The 25,247-nt window shown below is 29.4% G+C and carries 27 protein-coding genes; 5 read left to right on the forward strand and 22 right to left on the reverse strand.

The genetic code is table 11. From position 1 onward, the window contains the following. Nucleotides 1-107 precede the first annotated feature (107 nt). The 7 genes from L1S49_RS13220 to L1S49_RS13250 all read right to left on the reverse strand — a co-directional run bounded on the left by L1S49_RS13220 (nucleotide 108) and on the right by L1S49_RS13250 (nucleotide 6,718). Complete coding sequence (locus L1S49_RS13220; RefSeq protein ID WP_139259372.1) at nucleotides 108-452, reverse strand: FMN-binding protein; 345 nt, start codon at nucleotides 450-452, stop codon at nucleotides 108-110. Nucleotides 453-476: 24 nt separating this feature from the next. Beyond that, nucleotides 477-1,895 carry a flavocytochrome c gene (locus L1S49_RS13225; RefSeq protein WP_238905215.1) on the reverse strand — a complete coding sequence of 473 codons (1,419 nt, stop codon included), beginning with the start codon at nucleotides 1,893-1,895 and terminating at the stop codon, nucleotides 477-479. Between the two features lie 206 nt (nucleotides 1,896-2,101). Further along, complete coding sequence (locus L1S49_RS13230) at nucleotides 2,102-2,782, reverse strand: response regulator (RefSeq protein ID WP_238905217.1); 681 nt, start codon at nucleotides 2,780-2,782, stop codon at nucleotides 2,102-2,104. A gap of 14 nt (nucleotides 2,783-2,796) precedes the next feature. Next, nucleotides 2,797-4,329, reverse strand: a complete 1,533-nt coding sequence (locus tag L1S49_RS13235) for a sensor histidine kinase (RefSeq protein WP_238905219.1) — start codon at nucleotides 4,327-4,329, stop codon at nucleotides 2,797-2,799. Nucleotides 4,330-4,438: 109 nt separating this feature from the next. Beyond that, nucleotides 4,439-5,179, reverse strand: coding sequence for a TIGR03943 family protein (locus L1S49_RS13240; RefSeq protein ID WP_238905226.1), 741 nt, complete (start codon nucleotides 5,177-5,179; stop codon nucleotides 4,439-4,441). Between the two features lie 9 nt (nucleotides 5,180-5,188). Next, nucleotides 5,189-6,076: a permease gene (locus L1S49_RS13245; RefSeq protein ID WP_238905232.1), complete on the reverse strand. Its 888-nt coding sequence runs from the start codon at nucleotides 6,074-6,076 to the stop codon at nucleotides 5,189-5,191. 21 nt (nucleotides 6,077-6,097) lie between these two features. Beyond that, nucleotides 6,098-6,718 carry a GTP-binding protein gene (locus L1S49_RS13250; RefSeq protein WP_238905234.1) on the reverse strand — a complete coding sequence of 207 codons (621 nt, stop codon included), beginning with the start codon at nucleotides 6,716-6,718 and terminating at the stop codon, nucleotides 6,098-6,100. Between the two features lie 116 nt (nucleotides 6,719-6,834). On the opposite strand from L1S49_RS13250, the gene L1S49_RS13255 reads away from it, so the two are divergent. Then, on the forward strand, nucleotides 6,835-8,364 hold the full coding sequence (locus L1S49_RS13255) for a hypothetical protein (RefSeq protein ID WP_238905236.1): 1,530 nt from the start codon (nucleotides 6,835-6,837) through the stop codon (nucleotides 8,362-8,364). 49 nt (nucleotides 8,365-8,413) lie between these two features. Here L1S49_RS13255 and L1S49_RS13260 read toward each other — a convergent pair whose 3' ends face one another. The 4 genes from L1S49_RS13260 to L1S49_RS13275 all read right to left on the reverse strand — a co-directional run bounded on the left by L1S49_RS13260 (nucleotide 8,414) and on the right by L1S49_RS13275 (nucleotide 11,861). Continuing rightward, nucleotides 8,414-9,550, reverse strand: a complete 1,137-nt coding sequence (locus tag L1S49_RS13260; protein WP_238905238.1) for an aminotransferase class V-fold PLP-dependent enzyme — start codon at nucleotides 9,548-9,550, stop codon at nucleotides 8,414-8,416. A 10-nt stretch (nucleotides 9,551-9,560) separates the two neighbouring features. Next, the gene (locus L1S49_RS13265; protein WP_021803924.1) at nucleotides 9,561-9,824 is read right to left on the reverse strand and encodes a DUF3343 domain-containing protein; all 264 of its coding nucleotides are present in this window, start codon (nucleotides 9,822-9,824) and stop codon (nucleotides 9,561-9,563) included. Between the two features lie 71 nt (nucleotides 9,825-9,895). Next, entirely contained in the window at nucleotides 9,896-10,738 is an 843-nt protein-coding gene (locus L1S49_RS13270; RefSeq protein ID WP_073021679.1) for a hypothetical protein, read from the reverse strand. Between the two features lie 109 nt (nucleotides 10,739-10,847). Then, nucleotides 10,848-11,861 carry a homoserine dehydrogenase gene (locus L1S49_RS13275; RefSeq protein WP_238905239.1) on the reverse strand — a complete coding sequence of 338 codons (1,014 nt, stop codon included), beginning with the start codon at nucleotides 11,859-11,861 and terminating at the stop codon, nucleotides 10,848-10,850. A gap of 121 nt (nucleotides 11,862-11,982) precedes the next feature. On the opposite strand from L1S49_RS13275, the gene L1S49_RS13280 reads away from it, so the two are divergent. Next, nucleotides 11,983-12,513 (forward strand): hypothetical protein, encoded by a 531-nt coding sequence (locus L1S49_RS13280; protein ID WP_238905241.1) that lies wholly within the window; start codon nucleotides 11,983-11,985, stop codon nucleotides 12,511-12,513. A 24-nt stretch (nucleotides 12,514-12,537) separates the two neighbouring features. Here the strand turns inward: L1S49_RS13280 and L1S49_RS13285 are convergent, their stop codons facing one another. Continuing rightward, nucleotides 12,538-12,972 (reverse strand): nucleoside deaminase, encoded by a 435-nt coding sequence (locus L1S49_RS13285; protein WP_238905293.1) that lies wholly within the window; start codon nucleotides 12,970-12,972, stop codon nucleotides 12,538-12,540. Nucleotides 12,973-12,997: 25 nt separating this feature from the next. Continuing rightward, complete coding sequence (locus L1S49_RS13290; protein ID WP_238905246.1) at nucleotides 12,998-14,239, reverse strand: hemolysin family protein; 1,242 nt, start codon at nucleotides 14,237-14,239, stop codon at nucleotides 12,998-13,000. A gap of 290 nt (nucleotides 14,240-14,529) precedes the next feature. Between L1S49_RS13290 and L1S49_RS13295 the strand changes: the two genes are divergently transcribed. Further along, the gene (locus L1S49_RS13295) at nucleotides 14,530-15,912 is read left to right on the forward strand and encodes an MATE family efflux transporter (protein ID WP_238905253.1); all 1,383 of its coding nucleotides are present in this window, start codon (nucleotides 14,530-14,532) and stop codon (nucleotides 15,910-15,912) included. Nucleotides 15,913-16,031: 119 nt separating this feature from the next. Here L1S49_RS13295 and L1S49_RS13300 read toward each other — a convergent pair whose 3' ends face one another. Then, a complete protein-coding gene (locus L1S49_RS13300; protein WP_238905255.1) occupies nucleotides 16,032-16,220 on the reverse strand; it encodes a hypothetical protein in 189 nt (62 codons plus the stop codon). A 186-nt stretch (nucleotides 16,221-16,406) separates the two neighbouring features. Between L1S49_RS13300 and L1S49_RS13305 the strand changes: the two genes are divergently transcribed. Then, nucleotides 16,407-17,351: an alpha/beta hydrolase gene (locus L1S49_RS13305; RefSeq protein WP_238905257.1), complete on the forward strand. Its 945-nt coding sequence runs from the start codon at nucleotides 16,407-16,409 to the stop codon at nucleotides 17,349-17,351. A gap of 89 nt (nucleotides 17,352-17,440) precedes the next feature. Here L1S49_RS13305 and L1S49_RS13310 read toward each other — a convergent pair whose 3' ends face one another. From L1S49_RS13310 to L1S49_RS13330, 5 genes are all read right to left on the reverse strand, one after another. Next, a complete protein-coding gene (locus tag L1S49_RS13310; RefSeq protein ID WP_238905259.1) occupies nucleotides 17,441-17,788 on the reverse strand; it encodes a hypothetical protein in 348 nt (115 codons plus the stop codon). 12 nt (nucleotides 17,789-17,800) lie between these two features. Then, nucleotides 17,801-18,322 carry a sigma-70 family RNA polymerase sigma factor gene (locus L1S49_RS13315; protein WP_238905261.1) on the reverse strand — a complete coding sequence of 174 codons (522 nt, stop codon included), beginning with the start codon at nucleotides 18,320-18,322 and terminating at the stop codon, nucleotides 17,801-17,803. Then, nucleotides 18,312-19,091 carry a hypothetical protein gene (locus L1S49_RS13320; protein WP_238905263.1) on the reverse strand — a complete coding sequence of 260 codons (780 nt, stop codon included), beginning with the start codon at nucleotides 19,089-19,091 and terminating at the stop codon, nucleotides 18,312-18,314. The genes L1S49_RS13315 and L1S49_RS13320 overlap by 11 nt, the downstream gene beginning before the upstream one ends. A gap of 338 nt (nucleotides 19,092-19,429) precedes the next feature. After that, nucleotides 19,430-20,728 (reverse strand): sensor histidine kinase, encoded by a 1,299-nt coding sequence (locus L1S49_RS13325; RefSeq protein WP_238905264.1) that lies wholly within the window; start codon nucleotides 20,726-20,728, stop codon nucleotides 19,430-19,432. A 24-nt stretch (nucleotides 20,729-20,752) separates the two neighbouring features. Beyond that, nucleotides 20,753-21,478, reverse strand: a complete 726-nt coding sequence (locus tag L1S49_RS13330; protein ID WP_238905266.1) for a LytTR family DNA-binding domain-containing protein — start codon at nucleotides 21,476-21,478, stop codon at nucleotides 20,753-20,755. Nucleotides 21,479-21,644: 166 nt separating this feature from the next. Between L1S49_RS13330 and L1S49_RS13335 the strand changes: the two genes are divergently transcribed. Next, entirely contained in the window at nucleotides 21,645-22,067 is a 423-nt protein-coding gene (locus L1S49_RS13335) for a hypothetical protein (RefSeq protein ID WP_238905268.1), read from the forward strand. 75 nt (nucleotides 22,068-22,142) lie between these two features. Here the strand turns inward: L1S49_RS13335 and L1S49_RS13340 are convergent, their stop codons facing one another. From L1S49_RS13340 to L1S49_RS13350, 3 genes are read right to left on the reverse strand one after another with little or no spacing between them, the layout of a single operon-like run. Further along, entirely contained in the window at nucleotides 22,143-23,327 is a 1,185-nt protein-coding gene (locus L1S49_RS13340) for an ABC transporter permease (protein WP_238905270.1), read from the reverse strand. Beyond that, nucleotides 23,290-24,012 (reverse strand): ABC transporter ATP-binding protein, encoded by a 723-nt coding sequence (locus L1S49_RS13345; RefSeq protein WP_337250876.1) that lies wholly within the window; start codon nucleotides 24,010-24,012, stop codon nucleotides 23,290-23,292. Before L1S49_RS13345 ends, L1S49_RS13340 begins: the two co-directional genes overlap by 38 nt. Continuing rightward, a complete protein-coding gene (locus L1S49_RS13350; protein WP_238905274.1) occupies nucleotides 24,002-25,120 on the reverse strand; it encodes a biotin/lipoyl-binding protein in 1,119 nt (372 codons plus the stop codon). Before L1S49_RS13350 ends, L1S49_RS13345 begins: the two co-directional genes overlap by 11 nt. Between the last annotated feature and the right edge of the window lie 127 nt (nucleotides 25,121-25,247).

Genomic DNA, 25,247 nt, shown 5'->3' on the forward strand with positions numbered 1-25,247 from the left:
GAAGATATATTCTTATATTCTTATATTCTTATACTCTTATCTTCTTATATTCTCCTATAAAATAAAAAACCGCTACAAATTTAATTGTAACGGTTCTTTAAGGGATTCTATTTTTTAGCTCCTTCTAGAGCTTGGTTAACTGCTTCTAACACTCCATGAGATGAAGACGATGCTCCACTAACAGCTTCTACATCTTCAGTACTTTGTTTTTTTATTATATTTGGTATTAATTCATTTTTAACACCATCTATAATTGTCTCAGTTTCTTTATGCTCAAGAACTTCTATATTATCTATCTTACCGCTTTTTACAGTTACTTCAACTTTTATATTACTTGAAGCTCCTTTTCCTTCTCCTGTATATGTTCCATCTTTATATTTGCCGCTGCTACATGCAACAAATAAAACACTTAAAACCACTAATATGCTCATTAATCTCATTAACTTTTTCACTATATAAATCCTCCAAATTATAAATTATTTTATAAATGTTACTGCATTTTTTCCTGCTGTTCTTCCATAAGTAACTATATCCGCTAATGCGTTACCACCTAATCTATTTCCACCGTGAACTCCACCTGTAACTTCTCCTGCTGCATATAATCCTGGGATTGTATTTCCATCTTTATTTATAACTTCTGCATTTGTGTTTATTTTAACTCCGCCCATTGTGTGGTGAACTGCTGGAGTAACAGGAATTGCATATACTTTCCCTTTGTTTAACTGTCTTGGAAGGTCTGGTCTCTTAAATTCATCATTTTTAGATTCAACACCTGTATTGTATTTATTAACACTTTCAGTTAATGATGCTGGATTTACTTCTATCTTCTTTGCTAATTCTTCTAGATTATCTGCTTCTATAACTAGTCCCATATTAAAATATTCTTCTGTAGCTTTTAAACTTTCTTTTAATCCATCTTCAAAGAATAGATAAGCTAATTTATCTTTTTGTTCTAGTATTGCAGCTGAAACTACGTCTCTAGTTTCTAACTCATTACAGAATCTTTTACCATCTTTATTTATAAGTATAGCTCCATTACCTCTTACTGCTTCTGTTACCATTACTGCTTTATCCGGTACAACTGTTGGGTGAGTTTGAATTTCTGCCATGTCAACAAAATCTGCATTTATTGCCTCAGCTAACTTTATACCATCTCCTGTAGCACCACTGTGGTTAGTAGTTGCAAATCCTTTTAAGTTCGCATTATACGATACAATCATTTCTTCATTTGCTCCAAAACCACCAGCTGTAAGTATAACTGCCTTCGTATTTATTGTATATTCTTTTCCTTCTTTATCTGTAGCTTTAACTCCAGATACTTTTCCATCTTTATCTAATACTATCTCTGTAGCTTTATTCCATAATCTTATATCAACTTTTTCTTTATCAGCTGCTTCTTTTAATGTTTTTACTATGCTTGCTCCTGCTGCTGCACCACCTGTAGGTCTATGTGTTCTATAGTTAGTTGCTCCCGCCATTCTTCCAACGTCACTTAAGTCAGCTCCTAACTTAGTTAACCATGCAACAGAATCTTTAGCTTCATTTGCTAATTTTCTAACTAAATCTGGGTTATTTTTGTTATATCCACCCTTCATTGTATCTTCATACATAGTTTCTATGCTATCTTTTATTCCTTTTTCTTTTTGTTGCTCAGTTTCTGCTGCATTTAATCCACCTGTAGCTCTGTTAGTATTTCCTCCAACCATAGGCATCTTTTCTAAAACTACAACATTTTTAGCACCATCTTGTTTAGCTTGTACAGCTGCTGAAAGCCCTGCTCCGCCAGCACCTATTACTACTACATCAGCACTTTCAGTTTTTTTACATCCAGTTAAAGCTAAGACTGGTATAGCAATTGTCAAAACCATCATTACCGCTAAAATCTTTTTCTTCATTATTGTATCCCCCTGTAAAAGTTTTTTTCTACACCTAGAGTATATTTGTTAATTAATAAACAAACAATATTCTGCTCTTATTGTTTATTTTGGTCTTTTTGTTCACAGCTTTTTACTAGTTAACCGATTTCATTTAATTTTTTATCGAGAAAACTAATTTTTTTATGTTATTTTATTCACATATATAAGAAAAAAAGTAGCTTCCGCTACTTTTTTAATCTATAGTAATTGTTAGGCCTTCCTACTTTTCCATATTCTAAGGTTAATTCCATTTTTCCTTCCTCAACCATATATTCTAAATATCTTCTTACTGTAACTCTAGCTAATCCTACTTCATCAGCTAAGCTGTCAGCCGTAACCTCCTTAGCTGGATTATTATTTATTGTTCTCCATATCTCATTATAAGTTACTAAACTTAACCCTTTTACAGTTTCTTTTTTACTTACATTAGAATTTTCACTGTTAACTATGTATTTATCAATATGCTCTTGCTTTAAATCAACTAAAGAACTCATCTTATCATGTCTATTTTTATATTTTATCAATGCCTCATTAAATCTATCTTTAGAAAATGGCTTAACTAAATAATCAACTGCTCCATATCTAAAGGATTCATCTACACTTTGAACGCCTTTTTCTGCTGTTATTAATATAGCATCACAATTAATATCATTTTTCCTTACCCATTTTAATAAATCAATTCCATTCCCATTTGGTAAAAAAACATCTAACAAGATTAAGTCTACACTATTTTCTGATAAAAAATCTTGAGCCTCTTTAATTCTTGAACATTCATAGATTACATTAAAGCCATCGACCTTGCCTAAAAATTCTTTGTTTATCTCTCTAACCATAGGATCATCTTCTACAATAATAACCTTTATCAACTAATCATCCCCTCTTATATTTTAACTTTCCATTCTGTTATTTTTCCGCTGATAAAGCTTATTTCTCCACCTAAAGAATCAAGTATCTCTTTTACATTATATAGACCATACCCTCTATCACCTTCTTTAGTTGTAAATCCTCTATCAAATAAATTAATTCCTATTTCTTCTTTTATTGGCTCTCCATTATTTCTTACTTGTATCATAATATCATCTTCCTCAGATATAAATATAGACATTTCTCCATTTTCTTTATCTTTCAATACATCTATAGAATTATCTAAAAGATTTCCTATTATGGTGAGTAAATCATGAGTTCCTACCTTCTCACGCTCTTTTTTCAGATTACATCCCTCTTCTATTATAAATTTTATTTTTGCTTCCTGGGCTTTATGGTACTTAGCTAAGATCAGACCTTGTATTGACACATCTTCTATTTTCTTGAGAGATTCCACTACCTTATTTCCCATCTCAGATACATCAAAAATATATTTTAAAGCTTTATCATATCTCTCTAATTGAATTAATCCAGCGATAGTATGTAGTTTGTTCATAAATTCATGGTTTTGTGCTCTTAAATCCCAAGTTAATAACTTTATCCCTGTAAGCTCTTCTGCCATTTTAGTTACTAATGATCTATCTTGGAAATTAACTAAAGCACCTATTATATTTCCCTCGTTACCTGTGATACCTTTATAATTACTTAATATTATAGTATCATCAGATAATTTTTCAGTTCTATTATAATACTCTTCTCCAGTTTCAAGCACTTCTTTTAAATTATTTAATATGATTGGATAAATGTATTCTTTATCATCTATATTTAAAATTTCCTTTGCCTTTTTATTTAATACTGTTATCTCACCTTTAGTATTTATTGCTATTAGACCATCATTTGTATTATCTATTACCGCTTTTCTTTCCTCAACTAACAGAGCTATTTCCTTTGGCTCTAATCCAAATATAGTTTTCTTTATGTTATTTGAAAGAGCATATGCCCCAATAACACCTATTACAAAAGCTAGACCTATATAGGGAATTAATTTGTACATAAAAGATGTTGCCTCTTGTTTCCAGTCAGTTTTTAAAATCCCTACACATACAGCACCTACTTGTATACCCTCTTTATAAACTGGAGCAAAAGCCCTTACTGAATATCCTATTCTCCCTAGACCCTCTGATATGTAACTTTCTCCACTTTCAAGTACTCTTTTATCATCTCCACCTTCAAAAGGCATACCTATGTATTGTCTTAATGGATGAGAATACCTTATTCCATTCATATCAATAACAACTATAAAATTAACCTTCATTTTTAAATTAAGTTTTTCTGTAAATGTCTGAATCTTGAAGTTATTAACACCCTTCTCAAGTTCATCTTCTATAAGTGGTACAGAAGCGACAGCTTCAGCAGTATCTAATAGATAGTTTTCATTTTTTGCATTTACTTTATCTCTAACCATTTTCATGGCGAAGTTAGAAATTACCCCTATAACCGCCATAATTACTACAATAGTTAATAACATTATTTTATTTCCAAGTTTCATATTATTCTCCTAAGTAACAAACTCTAATAAAACTAGTATAACAAAAAACGTGGTTTCATAATAACAGTGAAATAAATTAAGCCCCAAAAGGGGCTTCTATAAGATTAATTCAAGCTTCTTTATATAAAAATTCATTTTGGTCATTTGGAATTCTGTTTGTTGATTTCACCTTAATAGTTGGTAATGCTACCTTGTTTCCTTTATACTCTACTTCATTAACATTTATAACTCCATTTACCTGAAGCCACTGTCCTTTTTCTGGCATGTTTGCTTCATCAGCCTTAAATACTAATGCTAAGTTCTGAGAATCAGCCACACAACAATTAAGTACACTTCTACCTAAATAAAAAAGTCCCTTCTCTTTTTCTACCTTATATACAAAGCCACTTATATCTACTTCTCTCCCTAAATAACTTTTAGGATTCTCCTGAAGTTCCTCAAAGTAACAAAAAAAATGTTCTTTATCAAATTTAATTATTCCCGTCTCATTAATCTTTTCATGACTTTCTTTATCTTCATGTATATCCTGATTGTTTAATATTAGTGTTACTCCCTTATATTCAGTAGCTTCTATTCCACTTACTTCTCTTCCATACATCATCAAAATAAAAGCGATAAAAAAAATACCATAACCTTTTTTAACCCCTTGTCTTGAAGGAATTGTGAATACTCTAGTTAATTGAAACAAAGAAATAATTCCTATTAATATTATTGCAAATACAGTGTAATAAAACATTTTAGGATGCACATAATTGTAGAGCCCTTCAGTTTTTAATAAGTATATCAAGTACAAATCAATAAATGTCAAACACAAAAACCATATAAATTCATTTAAATTAAATTTCTTCATCCATACCTCCTATATTAAGCAACCTACTATAAAACATGAAGAAAATACTAAAAACATAAGTTTAAACACAAACCCTTTCTTAAACCCACTAAAAAGCATTAAATTATTTTTTAAATCTAACATAGGTCCAAGTATTAAAAATGCCATAACTGGACCTAATGAAAATTGAGTTAAAAAGCTTCTAGCAACAAAAGCATCTGCCTCAGAACAAAGTGATAATAAATAAGCTAAAACCATCATAACAATTACGGCTAACAATTTATTAACAGCTAGTCTATTTACAATATCAGTAGGTATTACCACTTGAAATAAAGAAGCTAATATACTTCCTATTATTAAATATTTACCTATGCTGTATAACTCTTCACCTATATGTCTTATTAATACCTTAAGGCTTTTTTCTTTTTTAAGTTCTTCACATCCACAGTCACAAGTAAAGCTTATATTTCCTTCTTTTAGAACATATTTGTTATTATTTAGAACCTCTAATAAAAAACCAATAATTATGGCTAATGTAATCCCTATACCTACCCTTAATAACAAAACCTTGGTACTTTGACCAAATGCTTGATATGTAGAGAGCATAACCACAGGGTTTACTATAGGTGCAGCAAGCATAAATGTAATTGCTATGTTAGTAGGAACACCTTTTTTCACAAGTCCCCTAGTTACTGGAACAGTGGCACATTCGCATAGAGGAAAAAAGAGCCCTAATAGTGATGCTACTATGGCTCCTCCTAACTTGTTTTTAGGTAGAACTTTCTTTATTAATTCCTCAGTCAAAAAGGTGGTAATAATACCTGCTACTAAAGCACCTATTAAAATAAAAGGAATAGCTTCTATAAATATTCCAATAAATAAAACACAAAAACTTTTAAACATATCATTTAAAGCCATTAATTCTTACCCACCCCCTATTCACATATTTTTAAAATAATCCGTTATCATTTTGTATATTCCCTTACTTATTATTTTGCTGCTTTTAATTTCTTCTTGTAGCGAATCTATTGATTTACTTATCAATATGTATGAATCCTTATTTAGATTCATAATAGTATCCTCAACTTTATTCTTTTTTTCATCGAGAAGATCTCCGCAATTATTTATTATTATCATATTTGCTCTATGAATATAAGATAATATGATAGCTCCCATACTTTTTAGAAATATTTCAATAATCCTTCCATCTACAATTACGAATAAAGCTCCTAAAGTTCCTTTTGATTCATCTACATTTTCTATAAGATTATTTACAGTTTGTACCCCATTTGCTTCTATTATTATTCTATGTGGTTCATGAAAGTTTATAGCTCTATTTAACACTCTCTTATCTATTTGGGCGTTGCTTCTAAATTCCTTTATAACAACTCTATCATCTGACTTTAAATCATCTCTTATTTCTGTGTTGCCCTTTTCACACTGCATAATAAGTACTTTTTCATCCTTAGTCAAAGTTTCTTCCAAGTAAGCATTAATAAATGAAGTTTTACCCCAGGATAAAAAACCTCCTACTATTTCTACTGTGCATTTTTTTGCCATTCTACGCCCTCACATAAATATTTTTCCTATATTTACTTTAATATTTATATTCTTTTAAATATTACATTATTACTTATCATATATTTTATAAGGAAATTAATTATTTAGGAGGAAATATGATTTCATATAAAAAAGATGAGTTTTTAATCATGAAAAATGAAGAGTTATGGACATTTTATAAAAACTATAAAAACGAAATTTGCTATACAATATTGAAAGAAGATTCTTCTGGAGAGGAGGTTTCTTTAATAAAAGACTGTCATAAGTTACTTTCGGTTATTTTGAGTAACAATGGATATATCTATATATTAGCTATATCCTCAACTAAGGCCTTAATGTTTTATACTTATAGTGACTTAGGAATAAGAGAAAATACTTTATTAAATTACTCTTTTGATATGGAGTATATTCAAGTTATTTCTCTAAATAACTCGTTAAATTTAATATATACAAGATACGATAATAGCTCATTAAGCCTTTATCATAGAATAATTGATTCTAATTTGTATATAACTGCACCAGTTTTAATTGATAGAATTCAAAAAACTACTGATTTTCCCTTTATAGCTACTGTTAACTCTACTGATTTAATTGTATTATATCTAAAGAAATCTCAAGACTACTATATAGGTTATAGAGCATTTTCACCTACTAAATATGCCTGGGGGTCATTCATAACTTTAGATAAATCTCCTCTTCTTCCTTATGATTATTCATTTATATTAGGAGAAAATAATCTATCAGCTCTTAGTTATTCTATAAAGGACAATTATAATTCTTTCTTACGATATGGAATTATAATAGATAATGTTTTCAAGGGGAAAACTTTAAAGACAACAGAAAATGTAAATAACTATTCATATATTATATATGAAAAAGACCACTTTTACTTAACCTATACATTTAAGAATAAGTTATTTCTAAATCTTTTATCTGTTGGCGGAGATCTAATATCTATAGATACTATTCCTTATTCTAAAGAAAGCAAAATAGAAAAATATATTGTTCAAAGTGATTTGGATAGCGTTTCTTTTACATCTGCTTTTATATTATATGAAAATAATAAATTGAAATATTCAGTATTATCTTTAATATCAAGAGTTATAAATAATGAACCTAAACATAGTGCCGCAACAAAAAAAGTGGATACAACCTTATATTATGAAAGGCAACTTATTGAAAAAGAACGCTTAATAAACAAATTAAATTTAGATATTTCAAATTTAAAAAATGACATATCTCAACTAGAGAGAACTAGGACAACTGTTGAATCCAAAGATAATGAAATTAGAGCCTTAAAAGAAGATTCCTTAAGAAAAAATTCTTCTACAGTTCAGGAATATGAAAGAAGACTAAAGGATAAGGACATCCTAATAAAAAACCTAAATAGTATTGTATCTGACCTACAAGAGAAGTTATCTGATAAGCGTAAAGTCATAGATTCTTTGACTTTAAGCAACAAGGAACTTTTTGATAGGATTACCTTATTACAAGAAAATAGTGATACTGTATCTAAACTTAAACTTCAATTATTAGATAAAGAATCCACTATATCAAACCTCAGATTGGAGATAAAAACTTTGCAAAACGAAATTGAGACCTTAAAGACCTCAAGAGGCTCTATATTAAAAAAATTTTTTGAATAGAGAAGGATACTGAAGTTTCTGATTCTAGAAATTTCAGTATCCTTAATATTTATTTATTGATATATATTTTTTTCAATTCAATCAATAGTTGCTTCATTTCATCAAGTGTATTAAAGTAACCTGGACTTATCCTTACGGTTCCCCGTTTTTCAGTCCCTATAACCTTATGCACTAATGGAGCACAATGATACCCAGTCCTTACGTATATATCTTTTTTATTTAATAATTTTCCTACTTCAGAGCTTTCCATACCTTCTATATTTATCGATATTATAGCTGAGCTATCTTTAGAATTTGTCCCATAACATTCTATAAAAGGCATAGATTCAAATTCACCTAATAAAAAATCTACAAGAGTTTTTTCTTTTATTCTTATATTGTTAATACCCTCATCTTCAATAAACTTTAGTCCGCTATTTAAACCTACAATTCCTGGTGTATTTAAAGTCCCGCTCTCAAACTTATCAGGTAAAAATTGAGGTTGCTCTAAGCTATGTGATTGACTTCCTGTCCCTCCGTACTTAAGCTCTTTTAAAGCAACATTTTTATTTATAATCAAAGCTCCTGTTCCTTGAGGGCCTAATAAACCTTTATGTCCAGGTACCGCTAAAAGATCTATATTATACTTATCTATATCTATTTCTATAGTTCCGGCAGTTTGAGCACCATCAACTATAAACTTAATATTATTCCTTCTAGCCAAGTCCCCAATAGCTTTTATATCTTGAATTGTCCCAATTACATTTGAACCGTGATTTATTATTATAGCTTTAGTATTAGATTTAATTTCTTTTTCTATTTCATCTACTGAAAGAAGTCCATCTTTATCACCTTTTAATAAAGATACTTCAACTCCTTGTCTCTCTTTTTGCTTAACAGGTCTTAATACCGAATTATGCTCAAGGTAAGAGGTAATAATGTGATCTCCTTTTTCTAATAACCCATGTATAGCTATATTTAATCCATCTGTAGCATTTGCTGTAAAAATCACATTTAATGGATTATTTATATTAAAAAGTTTAGCTATCCTTTCTCTGCACTCATATATCTCCATATCACATCTTATAGACATATCATGAGCACCTCTTCCTGGATTAGCACAATAATCCCTTACACACTTTATCATCTCTTCATATACACTACGAGGCTTAGGAAAAGAAGTAGCTCCATTATCTAAATATATCATTTAAATCCTCCTATATCTTCACAAGAACATAACGTAGGCTTTTCCCATTAATCACTCTTTTATATACATTTCTAATTCTTATTGAATTGCTCTTAATCTCCTCTATTACTTTATCAAGATCGTTCTCAGTAAATTCAATTGCACGAGAGCAACCAGCTGTAATTGTGCATGGTGTTGCAATCATGCTTATATCAAATTCTTTATTCTTTAGTATCTTAAAAAGCTGTAGGCACTCACTATTAGAGTAAAAAACAACTATATAAGCAATTTTCATAACAGCCTCCTTTGTATTACGTAAATCAACCCCCATATCTTAAATTTACAGGGGGTTGATAGTATCTTCCTTTATTCTCCGCAGAAATAATCATTTGAAGATGGTGGATCAAAACAATCCATTGGAAAATCTAAAGTATCAAAATACTTGCATGGGTCTCCAGGAATGATTGTTTCACAATCTGGAAGCTCGCAAGGTCCTGCTGAAGATACTGATAAATTAACAATTCTATAAAGTTTAATTATAGTAAACAATCCTATTACTGCATTAGGAACATATTGTAGAACTCCCTCAACATCTATAGGAACTAAAGTAGCTGCTAATGGATTAACAATTGCTTGAACAAATACATTTGGTGCTTCTGGATTTATAACGAATTGAGGAACAGTTGTTGAGTCAAAAGTATAAATAGTTGAATTTCCTGTTTCTCCTCCAAATAAATAAGCAACCTTACTGAAAGATGTTGTTGCAATTAAAGTTTCACTTACTCCTCCAGCAGTTGTAACAGTTAGTGTTATAGTAAAATTATAAGTTATATTTACATTCCAATAGCCATTTTCACAGAATGGACTTTGAACAACACTAGTTGTAATTCCAGTAATTACTGAATCAACTATTAATAATGTTACAGGTTCAGTAAATGCTAAAGAGTCCCCAGGAACATTGGATACTAGAACAGCTATAATAGCTGGGTTTATAGCTGGTGCTGCTAGCGCTAACGCTGTTATAGGTATAGGATCTAAATCACCATGTTTAGAGATTTCATGGCTAGAACAACCACAACAAGTGTTAGGAGAAAAAGTGCTTAAACAATCTTTTTGTTTACACTTTCCGTATACTTTTTTAGCTATTATACATTCATCTATGATTTCTTGTTGCCTTGCTAAACCATTAACTTCAAAATTATCTTGCATTTTTTATCCTCCTTATTAAAATTATAGGATTCTATATTAGTTTCAATAATATAATATGGAGGACCTTCGATATGTGTGATTTGTTATTGTAAAAATTTTCTAATTTAAATTAATATTTATATCCTTTATGTATGTTTATGATATCTCTTAAAATAGAAGCAGCTGCATTTATAGTTCCAGATGCCCCGCCCATAACAACTAATTCCCCTAAAGTATCAGTTTTAAATCTCAAACCTTTATTTTTACCATTAATTGAAGCTAAAACATTATTTTTTTCTACTAATCTAGGTTTGACCTCTATGGAAACATTATTATCTATATTAGATATAAGTCCTACTAACTTGTATTTAAATCCATTTTCCTTTGCTTTTTCTATATCTTCTTTTTTTAAATGGGTTATACCTTCCACATTTATATCTTTTAGTGATATATTTTTATTCATAATAACATTTGCCATTATAGTCATTTTAATTGCAGTATCCCATCCTTCTATATCCAAAGATGGATCTGACTCAGCTATTCCTAAATCCTTGGCTAATTCTAATGCCTCATTAAAGGATATACTCTTACTTTCCATCTCTTCTAATATAAAATTACTTGTACCATTTAATATCCCTTCTATAGACAAAATTTTAGAACCTGCTAATTCTATTAATCCAGAATTTAAAGAAGGTAGAGCTCCTCCTGTAGTACACCCCAGCCCCATAGACACTCCACTCTTTAATGCCCGCTCTTTTAAATCACTATATGCTAATAATATAGGTCCCTTATTTCCAGTCACTACATTTATCCTGTTATCAAGTGCATATCTTATATGACTTAACCCCGGTTCTCCAGTTTCTTTATTAGTGTGTGTTAACTCTACCATTAAATCCACACAATTAGAATTTAACACTTCTCTATAATCTAAGTTCTTATTCCATAATGAATGATCACTTAAATCATTTAAACCACATAATTTCTGTAAATCTATGCCATCACTACTATAAACTCCTCCCTTAGAATTTAATATAGCTACTACATTAATATTTAAACCTTGGTCTATAAGTTCATCATTTTTATCAACCAATAGCTTTATAAATGATTTTCCTACTCCACCGAAACCCAATAATGCCAAATTCATTACACTACCTCCAACACTTTTATTAATTCTTTATATAAATTTAAGATTTATTAAATACACTTATATGACTTAATGTTATATAATTATATTACTTGATAAAAACTATGAGGTGATTAAGACGATGAGAGATATTTATATTGTACTTACAGCAACAGGTACATTTTATGCTAGAGCTATACGTTTATACACAAAAAAACAATATACTCATTCTTCCATTTCTCTTGATGAAGAATTAAGCAATATGTACAGCATGTGCAGAAAGTATGCTAGAAACCCGTTTTTAGGAGAATTTAAAAAAGAAGAAATAAATAAGGGTGTTTTTTCATTTTATCCAAATTGTCCATCTGTAGTAATAAAAATAACTGTAGACGCAACTCAATACACTCAAATGAATTCAATACTTAAAGATTTTAATAGAAAACAAGTTAAATATAACTTAATAGGAATATTCTTTAAATTATTTAACAAGGAGTATCAAGCGAGGGACAAGTTCTTTTGTTCAGAAATGATTGCTTATTTACTTAAAGAAACTAATGTCTATGAATTTGACAAGCCTCTAAATTTTGTAGAGCCTATGGATTTATTAGAAATACCTTCTGCTGAAATAGTGTATCAGGGACCATTAAACAACTATCAAATGGCAGCATATTAAAAATTGACCACTAATACATAGTGGTCAATTTTTTTTACGCTTATTTTTAAAAAAGTTACTTAATATTTCGCTACATTCTGTATCATAAGTCCAGTTCACTTCTACAAAACTACTTAAGTGTGGATGATTAATTATATTTGCAGCTGATCCACACGCCCCTAGTTTAGGATCAAAAGTTCCTATAAATAACTTGCTTATTCTACTTTGAATTATAGCTCCAGCACACATAACACAAGGCTCTAGGGTTACATATAATTCACAACCATTTAATCTCCAATCCCCTAAACATCTAGAAGCTTCTCCTATAGCTAATACCTCTGCATGTGCTAAAGAAGACTTTAAACTTTCTCTTAAATTATGGGCTCTAGCTATAATATGACCATCTTTTACTATTACAGCTCCAACAGGCACCTCATCCTTCTCCAGAGCTTTATAAGCTTCTTTAATAGCTTCTTTCATATAACTCAATGGAAAACCTCTCCTCTTAAGTAAATATCCTAACTTTTTTAATCCTATTTTTATCTATTTCTTCAACTACAAACCTCATGTTCTCATAGCTTACTTCTTCCTTAGGTTCTGGTATTCTTCCTAGCTGACCTATAACAAATCCTCCTATAGAATCAAACTCCTCAGACTCCATTTTTACGCCTATTAAATCACTTAAATCATCTAATCTTATTCTACCATCTACAATATATTCATCCTCTTTAACAACTTCAATTTCTTCCTCTAGCTCATCATATTCATCTTCTATTTCTCCAACTATTTCTTCTAATAAGTCTTCTATAGTCACTATTCCAACCGTTCCACCATATTCATCTAATACAACTGCCATATGATTTCTACTTTTTTTCATCTCTTTAAATAATTCTGTTACCTTCTTAAATTCAAAGGTATAATAGGCTTCTCTTATACAATCCTGAACCTTAAAGTTGTCTTTATTATTTAAAAGGATTAAATCCTTAACATACATTATTCCTATAATATCATCAATACTATCATTATAAACAGGAATCCTAGAAAACTGTTCTTCCTTAATTATATCTATAACATCATCATAGGTTGAATCTAAACCTAAGGCCACTATATCTACTCTTTGAACCATTACATCTTTAACTTGAATATCACCAAATTCAAACACATTAAAGATCATTTCCTTTTCTTCTTCCTCTAAAACGCCTTCCTCTTCACCAACATCAACCATAGTTTTTAGCTCTTCTTGAGTTATAAATGGCTGATCTTTATTTAAATCTGCTCCAAATAATTTTAATATAAAAGAAGATATAAATGTAAATATAGCAACAAAGGGTCTTAAAGTTTTTACAAATATATTTACAATACCTGAAACCTTTAAAGCAACTCCTTCTGATCTTTGTTTCGCTATAGATTTAGGTGTTATTTCTCCAAATATAAGCACTAAAATAGTCATTATTGCAGTGGCTATTCCTACTCCTGATTCATCAAACGCCTTCATAGCTACAGAAGTAGCTAATGCAGATGCTCCTATATTTACTACATTATTCCCAACTAATATACTTCCAAGAAGTTTGTTTGGGTCTTCTGTAAGCTTTTCTACTAATTTTGCTCCCTTGACTCCATCTTCAACCATATGCCTTATTCTTATTTTACTTAAAGACATAAGTGCTGTTTCCGATGCTGAAAAAAACGCAGATAATAAAAGTAAAAATATAAGCACTATTATCTGCAACGTATAACTTGAATCCAAAAAAATCACTCTCCTACAGTTTGGTAAATGTTATTTCAAATATTATACCATATTTATATGTTTCGATTAATATTTACCAGACAAAATATCTAATAAACTACTTAAAAAAAGTACTAATCCTAGGTTTAATGTTGTTTATTTTAAGTTTTTTATGCTTTTTATGCATTATTAGTTATTCTTATATGCCCATATTAATACCTCAAACACCTCATTTAAGTCACTCAAATTAACTGAATCGCTGACTTATAATATTATTATGAGATTAAATAATGTTAAAGGAGGTGAGGGCTATGGGAGTTAATGATAAAATATTTACAGAAGGTAAAATAGGAAAAACTTTATTAAAGTTTGCTATTCCTGCAATGATTTCTCTCTTAGTAGTTGAACTTTATAACATGGTAGATACTATATATGTAGGTAGATACATCGGTTCTAACGCTATAGGAGCATTAACCATAGCCTTTCCTGTACAAAGATTTATGACATCCATAGGTATGTTGATTTCAGTTGGAACTTCTACCTTTGTTGCTAAAAATCTAGGAGAGAAAAATTATAATGGCATAAAAAAAACAATAATAAACAGTATAATAATGACACTTTTATCTTTAGGCATTTTATCTTTAATAATATATGTATTTCATCAACCTATAATAACTAAATTAGGGGCCAGTGAAAATTTATATCCATTTGCTGAAGACTATATATCTATAATTCTTATAGGAACAGTATTTCAGGGACTAACAATAGTTATGGGATATATAATGACCTCTTTAGGTGATACTAAAATAAATCTCTATGCAAACTCTTTAGGTGCTATAGCTAATGTATTTATAAATCACTTATTTGTAGCAATGCTTGGTTATGGAGTAAAAGGTGCAGCGATTGCAACAATAACATCCCAGTTTATAGCTTTCCTATTTATAAGTTATAAATTCTATAAAATAAAGAATACTTTAAAACTAGATATTACTGCTTCTGGATTAAACAAAGAATTTTCAAGAAGTTTGATAAAAGATATATTTACTATAGGATTTTCAACCTTTGTTATAGAAATCTCAGATGCTGTGGTTTCAGTAGTACTTAATAACTTACTTTTATCAACAGCTGGAGACAATGCTATAATTATGATAGGAGTTATAACAAAGGTTTCTATGTTTATGTTTGTTACAATAATAGGAGTAAGTTCATCTATGCAACCTATAGTTTCTTATAACTATGGTGCAGAAAATAGAGAAAGAATGCTTAAAGCCTTAAAGGTTTCTATAAAATGGGTAACTATATTCTCCTTAGCAATATGGAGCGTACTTATGTTATTCACTCCATCTATAATAGGATTTTTCCTTAAAGAAGCTGAATTATTAAAAGAAACCATAACGGCTTTTAGAATATGTATATCTATCCTTCCAGTAGTAGGGATATATTATATTGGAATTTACTACTATCAAGCAATAGAGGAATCTGGAAAATCTTTTTTACTTTCAGTTTATAGACAAATAATAATATTTATTCCTCTAGCAATAATCCTAATAAATTCATTTGGAGCCATGGGAGCTTGGATTGCTTATCCCTTATCAGATTTAATATCTGCAATAACATCTATCTTTTTCATGAAGAGAACTCTTACTCCAAAAGTTAAAGAACCAAAAAGAGTTCTTAAACCGAAGTTATCATAAAGTGATAATCCAAAACCTTGTTTTGGTATCTATATAATTTAAAAACAGTTAAAGAGTCAATTAACCATTTCGTGTTAATTGACTCTTTTTCTTTATATAAGCTGCCCTTAAAATATTTCCTAAGAAATTTTTTTTCTAAAAGTTATAGTTAAAATTATAAACATAAATATTAATAAACCTAAGTTTTCATTATTATCAAAAGAGGGAATGTTTATTCTTAACAATATGTATATAATAACAAGCAAACTAATTAAAAACATCCCTTTAACTTTGCTTCTTTCCTTAGTTTTAGGTTTTTCATATTTCATCTATATCCCTCCTTATATTTTTATTATTTTGATTCTATCATACATAAATTTATTTGTGTGAAATATGTAGTAAACGTTGCAAATTATGTAATAATCGTTATACTTTATTTCATTTATTAACCAATTGCCTTATGTAAGCTAATATATTATTATAAATACAATAAAACTATAGAAAGGACTGAATTAATGAAAATTTTACTAAGGATTACGTTACTCTTAATAACTCTTATATTATTAATAGGACTAACTTTGGCAAGCTTCTATTTTTATGATTTATCAGTAGCTCTTACAAGCAAAGATTTCTTAAAGGGTGACACATCTCTAGATTTCAAGCAATCAGTCCCTGCCGTAACCCCTATAAAAACTTGGCTTGATGAGATTGGATATGAGGATATAGAAATCACATCTTTTGATAATTTGAAGCTTCGTGGCTATTATCTTAAAGCAAATAAGCCCACCGATAAAACTGCTATAATTGTTCATGGATATTTTAGTAAAGCTAAAGAGATGTCCCAATATGCAAGATTTTATTATGAGACTTTAGGGTATAATGTTTTAATGCCTGATAATAGAGGTCATGGCGAAAGTGAAGGAGATTATATAGGTTTTGGTTGGCATGATAGAAAAGATTACTTGCAATGGATCGATTATATAATTGCAAATATTAATCCAAAGGCCGAAATAATATTACATGGTGTATCCATGGGTGGAGCCACAGTTTTAATGACTAGTGGTGAAACTCTTTCTGGCAATGTAAAAGCTATAATTTCAGATTGTGCTTATACCTCAGTAAAAGCTGAATTGTCTTACCAGATGAAAAGAATGTACAATCTTCCATCCTTCCCTTTAGTTAATACCACAAGCCTATTAACTAAAATAAAGGCCGGATACTTTTTCGGTGAAGCCTCAGCTATTAAGCAGGTTTCTAAATCTAATACACCAACCTTATTTATCCATGGAGATAAAGATACCTTTGTTCCTTATGAAATGGTTTATGAACTATATGAAGCATGTAGCAGTGAAAAAGATCTATTTGTTGTTCCTAATGCTACTCATGCAACAGCTTATAGAGAAGATAAAGAAGGTTATGAGAAAAAAATTAGTGACTTTCTTAATAAATACGTAAAGTAGACTCACTCTTCCAAGTATTTTGACTAGATTTCTAACATTAATATAACTAAAGCTAGAATGCACCTATTTAGCATTCTAGCTTTTCTTTATTATACCAATACAAAATCATGCTCTATTTTAAGTTTGTATGAACCATCCTCATTAACACCTAATATTTCAATTTTTCTATCCCTAATATCTCCCCATAATAGTCTATTAGTTATTATATATTCGTGTTTTATATCTTCTTTGTCATAATGATACATCAATAATTTTTTATATTCATTTGCATCTCTAGTTACTATGGCAGTAGACTCCATACTATCCTTACCTATCTTTTTAATTTTTACATCTGGTCCCATCATTCCTTCATAGGTAAAATATAGATTTCTTAATACCTCATCAGTTGAATTAACTACATGCATAATTGGAAAACACTTTTGATAATAGCTAGACATTAATACCCCTCCCTAATTCTCAATATATTCTTTTATTTTCTCTCTTCCTCTCATTAACCGTTTGTATACTGTATCTTTTTCCATATTTATATCTTTAGCTATTTTATCTACAGACTCATCCAGTAAATACTTTTTTACGAATATAACTTTATCCTTTTCTTTTAAATTCTCTATAAGTTCGTAAAAACCTTCATCATCTATTTGAATGTTATCCTGGTCTTTATAGATCTCATCTTTTAACTCAAGATTTATTTTCTGCTTACTTATTTTTCTCTTATAATCTAAAGCTCTAAATTTTGCTACAGATATTAGAAAATTTCTGAGTTCCCCTTTAGTTTCATCATAACAATCAATATTTTCCCATATGCTCATAAGCGCATCATTAAAGCACTCTTCTATATCCATTACTCCGCAAAAAGATGATAATATCTTATTTATAACACCATAAAGAAGGCGTCCATAATTATTTTTAAGCTCTTCCAAAGCATCTTCTTTTCTATTTAGTATACCTGTGACTATATCTCTATCTGTCAAACTCCTCCCCCCTAACTAGAAAAGTGTTTAAATACTCATGGATTTCCTCATAATCCTCGTTTCTAATAATTACATCATAACTTTTACCATCCTTAGTTTCTAATAAAACTTCTGTGATAAGTTTAGGTCTTACTACTACAATATATCCAAGACCTATTATAGCGCTATAAAAACCAAGCAATGCTAAAAATTCAGACTTTGTAGCAAAATATATTCCAGCGGCTAACGTACCTCCTGCAGCTCCTATTGAAAACAAAAAAGGTATTGCAGCTAAAAGTGTTATAAGCGCTTTTGCTAAACTTAAATTACTTTCAAGCAATCTCTTAAGCCTAAATTGCCTTTTAACCTTTTTACCTAAACTTATCTTTTTGATTTCTTCTTTTAAGTAACTCTCTGTTACAAATGGGTTGTTATAATAATTTGCTGAAGTTATCATAATTCTCTTATTTGTGCAAAACATTAACCTATTAAAAGAGTAACCATCACCAGACATAAACGGTATTTTAGCTATCATGTTTATCATCATTGAATCCTCTAAAACATCTATATCCGTACCTTTAATAGTTTTCTCTATAAATTCACCTTGCTCCAACATTTCTTGGACACGTAATCCACTTTTCTTAAGCCCACCTCTAGCTATTCTTGTCCTAACATCATTTGTTATCCTATTTAAACTGTTGTCATCAATATCAGAAAAGTTCATATAACTTTCTATCTCATCCTCATCATAAGTGTTTTCATTTAACAGTTTGGCTATTTCTTTATTCATATTACTCCCTCCTAATAAGTTTCTTTACCATATATTCGTAAATTAATTGAAGATATTGGACAAAAAATTTTAATTATTAAAAGTTTTTGTATAAATTATATATCTCAATATTTTGTTAACCTTGTACAATTGTACAGGTGTACAAATTAACAAATTAATAATTTTACAGATGTACAGGTGTACGATTGTACAGTTGTACATCTGTACAAAAGTTTTTATAAATATATTTTCATAATCTTATTTAAAATTTTTAGAGGGATTAGAATAAAATAATACTCTGCTTAATATAAATTCAAAGCAGAGTATTTTAATATGTAATTATAACAACCAAAATATAATTAATGGCTATGTTTAAAGTTTTTATCTAGAGTTATAGTTTGTGTAAACTCTCCATCTTCAATTAAGGTATCTAGATAAATGGCTTCATATTTATTTATTATCTCTCTTAAACTTGTAAGACCTATTCCTCTATTGAAACCTTTAGTTGAATACCCCTTTTTATAAAGCTTGTCTACAGATGGTATATCTCCCTTGTAACTATTGCATATAACTATTATTAGGGAATGGTTATCTTTTATAAATCCTACCTTAATTTTAGGTAAAACACATTCTTCTGTAGCCTCTATAGCATTATCTAATAATATGCCTAGTACTCTAGTCAAATCTATTATGTTCATACTTATTTGTTCTATGGGTTCCTTTATATCAATTAAGACTTCTATGCCCATTTCCTGTGCTCTTATTAGTTTTAATGATAATAGTCCTTTAATCTCAGGCACTTTTATCTGCCTAAGACGTCCTATTTCTGAATCATTTTTTCCAATCTTTTTGTTTAAGGGTAATATGTTTTCATAGAAATGCTTTTTTAAACCTGTCATGTCTTCTTCATCTATATATCCCATCATTGATGATATTATGTTAGCATAATCATGTTTAAAAGACCTCATATCGCTATACATACCTTCTAATTTTGTAGTATAGTTTTGTAAAACTTCAAAATTAATCTGCTTACTTTTTAATTCTACTTCTTTTGTTATTCCTCTAAATAATATATAAATTATTAAAATCATCAATGTAAATAATATAAAAAACAAGAATGTATTAATATATTCTATATGTTTATTATTAACTGCATAACCGTAGTATTCAACAGCCCCTATGTAGATTCTTATTAATATTAAAACTATTGATATCATCATGAATATCCAAAACTTATAGTTTAATAATATATGCTTTAATTTTAATTTACTTATTAAATTCCCCAATAAATAACTTACCAAGAACATACTTATTAGCTCCACTATTATAAATAAAACTCCAAAATAATTTGAATTAGTTAACATATAATATAGCGCACAAAGGGCATAATCAGTTATAAGTATTAAAAACACTGAAGCTAATGTATATACTATACTATAAGCTGCCTTCTTCGTATTCTTATATAAATACAATGACCCACCAATAATGCTTGGTATTATTTTTAATATGCTATTAATTTCAAATAGAACTGTAGCTACTAGTATTGTTAATACCACTACAGGTAATATTTCTTTAAATTTAGATCTAACATGAGATAAGTTAATTATCACTATATAAGTATATATAGTGATAACAACTACTGAACTATATTGATCCATCTTCTGTCTCCTTAATACAAGTGTCTAATCCTCTATCAAATTCTTCATATGCCTTATAGAAACTAAACATTCTTCTCCATTTTTCATATATATTATTCTTTTTTTAACGTCTATCTCTTCTATATTATCCTTGTTTACTATGTATGACTTATGACATCTATAAAATCTTGAATCTAACTTTTCTTCTACATCTTTCATTTGGGCAATAAATTCTATGTATCTATTTTCTCCGTGTAAAACAATTTTTCTTATAAAGGTTGATGTTTCAAAAAATAGAATCTTATTAAAAGGTATTTTAATTATTTTATCTCCAACCTTTACACTAAAGATTTTATCGTCTATTCTTTTATCTGATAACTTATTACAGGCTTCTTCTAGACATTGCCTTATTTTAGGTTTAAGCTCTTTATAGTCTTCCTTTACTATATAATCCATTGCTTCAACCTTATATTTGAAGGTCAAGTAACTCATTTCTCCATGTGTAGTTACGAAAACAATAAAACCACGTGGATCGTATTTTCTTATTTCAGCAGCTAGTTCTATTCCATTTATATCAGACTTTAGATCCACATCTAAAAAATATATCCCAATCTCATCATTGCTACGCACATGATTTATTAATTCTTTAGGATTACCTGTCTCTAATGCTACTTCCATATTATAATTACTGAATTCTATACAATCTTCTACTATATTTAAAAATCTTTTTCTTTGAATATCGCTGTCTTCACATATAAATATCTTAAGCATCACAATCCTCCTAACTGATTTTAAAGCATGCACCATAAATTATAGCATAATTTTGGTAAAATATTAACGATTATTACAGTTTTTCCAACGTTTATTACACTTTTAACTATTTTCAATTAGGCTTTGATATAATATTTTCATGATTATTTATGAGGGGGATTTATTTATGGAAGATTATAAAAGGTATACTTTAGGTGCAGGAATATTGACTGTATCGATAATTCAACTAGTTCTCTATGGTTTTTCTCTATTAGGTCTAGTTCCTATTCTTTTAATGAAAGATCAATTTTCTAGTATTGTTGGAGAGGAAGCTATGGCTGCTTTAAGTGGTCCTACTTTAATTATTAGTATTGTATTAATTGTAATTTTAGTTTTAGGTATCATTTTAATTTTAGCCAAAAAGTCATTAGGAGTTTATATATTTTTTACATGTATAATAATAAATATTTTATATTCTATTATCATGAATGGATTTAAAATTTCAACTTTAAGCTCACTAATATTACCAGCACTTATGGCCTTCTTTATATATAAGAAAAAACATCTTTATTTTGGGGATAAAGATGGAAATCTAAACACATATAATTAATATAGCCTCTAAATTTACAACCATATATAATAAGGGCAATTACTTAACTACGCCAAGTAATTGCCCTTATATTTTTTACATATATATTGCTTTAATAGGATCAAGTTTTGAAGCATTGTAGGCTGGTATTATACCAAATATTATTCCAACAATAACTGATGTTAAAGTTGCCCCTATAAAACTACTTACCGTTAATACTGGGGTAAATGGTAAAAATGCTCCTACTATCCTTGATACTATATATCCAAAACCTATTCCTATAAGCCCACCTGTTCCTGTTACTATTATTGCTTCAAATAGGAATTGTAGCATAATACTCTTAGGTTTGGCCCCTATAGCTCGTCTTATTCCTATTTCTCGCTTTCTTTCTGTTACTGATACATACATTATATTCATTACGCCTATTCCACCTACGAATAAGGAAATTCCAGTAACTAAAGCTATAAATGTTGTTAATCCATCTATAATTTTCTCAAAAGCTTTTGTTATAGCTTGAGGATCTTGTACCTCATAAGTTCCTTGTATGTTTGGGTGGCTACTCTTTAATTCTTTCTTTATATCTTCAAGAACTGACTCTTTATCTTCATTAGGTTTAATATAAATGTCTATTGCATTAATAGCGCTTTCTGATGTCATAGACTTTTTGGCTTCTTCTGATATGTAGCTTGACCCTCCATCTAATGAGAGCATCCCAGCTTCAGCTAATGTTCCTATAACTTCATAGTTATATCCTCCTATTGTTATAGCTTTTCCCAAAGCATTTTCTGGAGAACCAAAAAGCTCTTTAGTAACATTTTTATCTAGTACTATTAATTTCTTATCTTCTTCGCCATCTCTAAAGTTTCTTCCATGCTCTATATTTAACTTTTTATCTTTATATGAATTTAGCATGATAAAATTTCTTTTATCAAAATAACTTGCTTCACTAGTTATAAAATTTAATCCTGCTAGAATACCTTGAGCGGCCTCTACTTGCTGCACTCCTTGAATCCTTTGAATATTATATATATCATCTTTATTAAATGGTTCTATTAGGCTTGTATCAGCTCCAATATTTTCTGCTTGAAAATACATATTTACTTTATTTGCACTTGTATCTTCTGCTGATGATAGAACCTCAGCCTTAAGCCCATTTCCTATGGAAAGTATAGTTACTACGGAACTTATTCCTATTATTATCCCTATCATGGTTAGAAATGCCCTTAGTTTATGCGATCTTAAACTATAGAGCGCTGTTTTGATTAAGCTTATTATCGACATATCCTATCCCCTTTGTTATAACCCCATCTTTTATATTTATTACTTTATTTGCATACTTAACTAGATCCTCATCATGAGTAACCATTATTATGGTTTTATTCTCTTCATTAAGCTTTTTAAGTATGTTCATTATCTCTGTGCTTGTATTACTATCTAAGGCTCCTGTAGGTTCATCTGCAAATATTACATAGGGGTTATTTATTAGAGCTCTAGCAATTGCTATACGCTGCTGCTGACCTCCTGATAATTCTGTAGGTATCTGATTTTTTTTATTTAATAATCCAACCATGTCTAGATATTTTTCTATACTTTTATCTCTTTCCTTATGGGGTATGTTTCCCTTATAAAGCAGTGGTAATTCAACATTTTGTCCTATAGTTAACGATTCTATAAGGTGGAACTGTTGAAATATAAAACCCAAATATTCATTTCTAAATTCTGATTTTTCATTCTCATTTAAGTTAGTTACATCTTTCCCATTGAATATATAATTACCACTATCAAAGCTATCTAGAAAACCAAGTAGATTTAGAAGGGTTGTCTTACCACTACCTGACTTACCCATAATCATTAAAAAATCTCCCTGTTCTATATCTAAATTTATAGATTTTAGTGCATGTAATCTATCGCCTTTTAATTTATAGTATTTATCTATATTCTTAAGCTCTATAACCTTACTCAACAGATATCCCTTCTTTCATTTCATCATTAGGATTTTCTGCTATTTCATCACCTTCTGATAGACCACTTGTAACTCTTGCTTTTTCTCCATCTTCGCTATAAGTTATAACTTGTTTAACTAATTTTTTATCTAAAACCTTGAAAACATAAGACTCTTCACCCTCTTTTAAGATTGAAGTTTTAGGTATTTCTACCCCTTTATCATCTAACTTTATGGTAGCTTGTACATGGAATCCATTAGTTAAATTTTCTTGTGAATCCAGTGTTATTATTACTTCATAGTTAGAAATATTTGCACCAGCAGTTGCTGCAGTTGCATTAGCAATGGCTATATTATTGGTTACTGGTCTGTTTCCTACTGTAGTAACTTTTCCTGTTATTTTTTTGTTTGTAGGAAGGATTATTATCTCTGCCAGTTGATTTTCTTTTAATTTAGGTTGATCCTTTTCATTAACAGTTCCTTTAATATAAAAATTAACAGATTCTATAGTTATATATGGACTCGTCATATTGTTAGACTCGCCATGTAGTATAACTCTTCCGTCTATAGGTGCATTTATACTTGTATATTCTTTGTTTTTAAGTGAAGCTAATTGCTCCTCGTAAGCACTTATTTGACTGTCTATGCTTGCTGTAGATACAAGGCTGCTATTAATATTTGATGTATTAGTAGCTTTATCTTCTGTTGGATTCTGACTTGCTAATAAAGCTTGATTTTTAATAGCCTCTTCTTGAGCCTTTTTTTGTGCCAAAAGCTCTTCCCTTTGGGATTTACTTGCCTTTAATTGAGAGTTAATTTGATTAATTTGTTCAGTTACCTGCTCATTTTTATAAGTAAACAGGTTGTCTCCTTTTTTAATTACTTGTCCATCTTTGACTGAAACCTTATCTACTTTTCCTTTTGTTGCATCTAGATATATATCTTCAGTACCCTCTGGACCAATGATACCATTAACAAATACCTTTTCTCCTGATGATATTGTATAGGTGCTTATTTTTGCCTTCTCATTTGTGTGCATATTTTTCTTTAATAAATAAAATCCTATACTGGTTGCTAAAATTATAACTGCTATAGCTATTAATATTATGTGGTTTTTTTTCAGTTTCTTCATTAATATCCCCCTTGTCTTATTATATGTATATTATTTTAATGTAACATATTTGTAAAATTTTGTGTTGATTATGCAGTAAACGTGCTTATTTCTGTAATAAACGTCACTTTTAAAAAAAATCTCTGAA

The sequence above is a fragment of the Clostridium sp. YIM B02506 genome, assembly GCF_022324845.1.
In the GTDB taxonomy this organism is placed as follows: domain Bacteria; phylum Bacillota; class Clostridia; order Clostridiales; family Clostridiaceae; genus Clostridium_T; species Clostridium_T intestinale.